Origin of the sequence: Burkholderia sp. E168m23 (assembly GCF_016586125.1) — a bacterium.
GTDB classification, from domain to species: Bacteria; Pseudomonadota; Gammaproteobacteria; order Burkholderiales; family Burkholderiaceae; genus Burkholderia; species Burkholderia orbicola.
The window spans coordinates 1-3,665 of sequence record NZ_BCPP01000735.1; the positions used below are offsets into that span (position 1 = coordinate 1).

The 3,665-nt window shown below is 67.2% G+C and carries 3 protein-coding genes and 1 pseudogene; all 4 read right to left on the bottom strand.

Features of this window, described 5'->3' with window-relative positions; translation table 11 throughout:
* Window positions 1-169: 169 nt before the first annotated feature.
* On the bottom strand, window positions 170-1,975 hold the full coding sequence (gene kdpA / locus JMF90_RS28500; protein ID WP_054928024.1) for a potassium-transporting ATPase subunit KdpA: 1,806 nt from the start codon (window positions 1,973-1,975) through the stop codon (window positions 170-172).
* Window positions 1,972-2,064, bottom strand: coding sequence for a K(+)-transporting ATPase subunit F (kdpF, locus tag JMF90_RS28505; protein ID WP_006752209.1), 93 nt, complete (start codon window positions 2,062-2,064; stop codon window positions 1,972-1,974). Before kdpF ends, kdpA begins: the two co-directional genes overlap by 4 nt.
* Before the next feature lie 324 nt (window positions 2,065-2,388).
* A complete protein-coding gene (locus JMF90_RS28510; protein ID WP_054928025.1) occupies window positions 2,389-3,363 on the bottom strand; it encodes a quinone oxidoreductase in 975 nt (324 codons plus the stop codon).
* A 172-nt stretch (window positions 3,364-3,535) separates the two neighbouring features.
* Window positions 3,536-3,665, bottom strand: a pseudogene (locus JMF90_RS28515) (methylglyoxal synthase); the annotation flags it as partial.

Sequence of the window (3,665 nt, forward strand, 5' to 3'; positions counted from 1 at the left end):
ACATCACCGGGTTGCGGAACTGCGTGCGCGGCGTGAGTTTCTTGAACGAATCCACGATCGCCGGGCGCAGCAGCGCCGGATCGAACATGGACCGTGTTGCGGAATGTTGAGTCATTGCGATCTCTTCAAGCTCTTCAGTCTTTTCAATGTGTCGCCATGCGGGCGCGCGTCACGCGCCCAGCCACATCATCAGGTGCTCGACACCCGGGCCGAGCGCGAGCGCCGGCACGTAGGTCAGCGCGCCCACCAGCAGCACGGTGCCGAGCAGCAGCACGACGAACAGCGGGCCGTGGGTCGGCAGCGTGCCGCTCGTCACCGCGATGCGCTTCTTCGCGGCGAGCGAGCCTGCGATCGCCAGCACCGGCACGATCGTGCCGAAGCGGCCGAACCACATCGCGATCGCGGTCATCCAGTTGTAGAACGGCGTGCCGACCGTCAGGCCCGCGAACGCGCTGCCGTTGTTGTTCGCGGCCGAGCTGAACGCATAGAGGATTTCCGAGAAGCCGTGCGGGCCCGGGTTCGCGATGCCGGCCTTGCCCGCGTCCGCCAGCACCGCGATCGACGTGCCGACCAGCACGAGCAGCGGCGTGAGCAGCACGACGATCGACACCATCTTCATCTCGTACGATTCGATCTTCTTGCCGACGTATTCCGGCGTGCGGCCGATCATCAGGCCGGCGACGAACACCGCGAGCAGCGCGAACACGAGCATCCCGTAGAGGCCCGAGCCGACCCCGCCGAAGACCACCTCGCCGAGCTGCATCAGCAGCATCGGCACGAGGCCGCCGACCGGCGTCAGCGAATCGTGCATCGCGTCGACCGCACCGCACGACGCGGCCGTCGTCGCGACCGTGAAGATGCCGGTCTGCGCGATCCCGAAGCGGGTTTCTTTGCCCTCCATGTTGCCGCCCGGCTGCAGCGCGCCGGCCGACTGGTCGACGTGCAGCGCGGCGAGCGTCGGGTTGCCGGCCTGCTCGGCGCTCACCTCGACGCCGGTCGCGACCGCGAACGCGACCGTCATCGCCGCGAGCACCGCGATGCCCTGCCGGCGGTCGCCGATCATGCGGCCGAATACCAGGCACAGCGCGGCCGGGATGATCAGGATCGCGAAGATCTCGATGAAGTTCGCGAACGGCGTCGGGTTCTCGTACGGGTGCGCGGAGTTCGCGTTGAAGAAGCCGCCGCCGTTGGTGCCGAGCATCTTGATCGCTTCCTGGGAAGCTACCGGCCCCATCGCGAGCGTCTGCTTCGTGAGCGGGGTCGGCACCGTGACGGCGTTACCCTTGTCGTCCTTCACCGGGTTGCCCTGCGCGTCGAGCTTCGGCGCCGCATACGTGCTCGCCTGCAACACCGGCACGTCCTGGTACGCCTTCATGTTCTGCAGCACGCCCTGGCTCATCAGCAGCGCGGCGACGAGCGCCGCCATCGGCACGAGCACGTACAGCGTCACGCGCGTGAGATCGACCCAGAAGTTGCCGATCGTCTGCGCGGTGTGGCGCGCGAAGCCGCGGATCAGCGCGATCACGACGACGATGCCGGTCGCCGCCGACAGGAAGTTCTGCACCGTCAGGCCGAGCATCTGCGACAGATAGCTGACGGTCTGCTCGGGCGTGTAGTCCTGCCAGTTCGTGTTGGCGACGAAACTGACGGCCGTGTTGAACGCGCCGTCGGGCGTCATCGCGCCGAACTGCTGCGGGTTGCCGGGCAGGAAGCCCTGCAGGCGCAGCAGCGCATAAAGGAACAGCACGCCGAGCGCGTTGAATGCAATCGTCGCGACCGTGTACTGCTTCCAGTTCATTTCGGTGCCCGCGTCGACGCCGGCGATGCGGTACAGCGCGCGTTCGAGCGGCCCGAACACGCGCACGACGCGCGAGCTGCCGTCCATCACCGCGCTCAGGTAGCGCGCGACCGGTACGGCCGCCGCCAGCAGCACGACGATGAACAGCCCCATCTGCAACAGGTTGTTCGCGTTCATTCGATGTCCTCCGCGCGCAGCAGCGCAAAGACGAGATACGCGAACAGCAGGGCCGTCGAGGCGCCCGCCAGCCAAAGCATCCAGGTCATGCCCGCCCCCCGCGACCGTATTGCACGAGCTTGTCGCAACCGGCAAGCAAACCGAGGATCAGCGCGGTGAAGAGCACCAGTGCGCCGATGAAAACCCCATCCATTTTTTGTTCTCCGTCGTCGAAATCGGACGACTAGAACCTTATGGGAACGCGCGTAAAGGGCGGGTCAAAGGTATCGGGGCGGGTGTAAAAAACGCGTAAACGCGTACAGCGGGAACAGTGGACGGGACGTCGGACAGGCCGGAAGACAGGAGGCAGGACGGGCGGCCCGCCGGCGCCGCCCGGGATGTGCCGGCGTGACGCCGGCACGAGAAAGGATGCGTCAGGGAACCAGGATCGTCGAGCCGGTGGTCTTGCGTGCTTCGAGATCGGCATGCGCGCGGCCGACTTCGGCAAGCGGATAGCGCTGGTTGATGCTCGTCTTCACCTTGCCCGACAGGATCACGTCGAACAGCTCGGCGGCCGCGGCTTCGAGATCGGCGCGCTTCGCGATGTACGAGAACAGCGTCGGTCGCGTGAAGAACAGCGAGCCGCGCGACGAGAATTCCTTCGAGTCGATCGGCGGCAGCGGCCCCGACGCATTGCCGAAGCTGACGAAGTAGCCGAGCGGCGCGAGGCTGTCGAGCGAGCCGATATAGGTGTCCTTGCCGATCGAATCGTAGACGACCGGCACGCCCGCGCCGTTCGTGATCTCTTTCACGCGCTGCGTGAAGTTCTCGCGCGTGTAGACGATCGGATGATCGCAGCCGTGCGCCTTCGCGAGCTCGGCCTTCTCGTCGGAGCCGACCGTACCGATCACGGTCGCGCCGAGCGCCTTTGCCCACTGGCACACGAGCAAGCCCACGCCGCCGGCCGCCGCATGGATCAGGATCGTGTCGCCGGCCTTCACCGGGTACGTGCGGCGCAGCAGATAGTGCGCGGTCAGGCCCTGCAGCATCACCGATGCCGCGTCGTCGTAGCTGATGCCGTCCGGCAGCTTCACGACGCGCTCGGCCGGCATCACGCGCTCCTGCGCATACGCGCCGGGCGGCTGGCCGACGTAGGCGACACGGTCGCCGGCCTTGAACGCGGTCACGCCGTCGCCGACGGCCGTCACCTCGCCCGCCGCCTCCATCCCGAGGCCGGCCGGCAGCTGTTGCGGATACAGGCCCGTGCGGAAATACACGTCGATGTAGTTGAGCCCGACCGCGTGCTGCCGGATGCGGACTTCGCCCGCCTTCGGCGCGCCGACCTCGACATCGACCCACTTCATCACGTCCGGGCCGCCCGGCTGGTCGTAACGGATTGCTTTCGGCATCGTTTTGCTCCTCTTCTGTCTGTCAGTCAGGGAAATCCGGGGCGCCGATGCGCGCGCCGCACCGATTCGTGCGAGTGCCGGCAGGCGCGCGTGGCGACGCACGATTCTCGCGCGTCGGCACCGTTCGTGCATGGCCCTGCCGCCGGCAGGGACAATCGGCCGATGCCCGCGCCTAGCAAACGTCCTGCATGTTCCGCGCCAGATCGTCGAGCAGCATCCGCGCGGTCGCGACGTTGGTCGCGACCGGCACGTCGTGCACGTCGCATGCGCGCACCAACGCCGTGATGTCGGGGTCGTGCGGC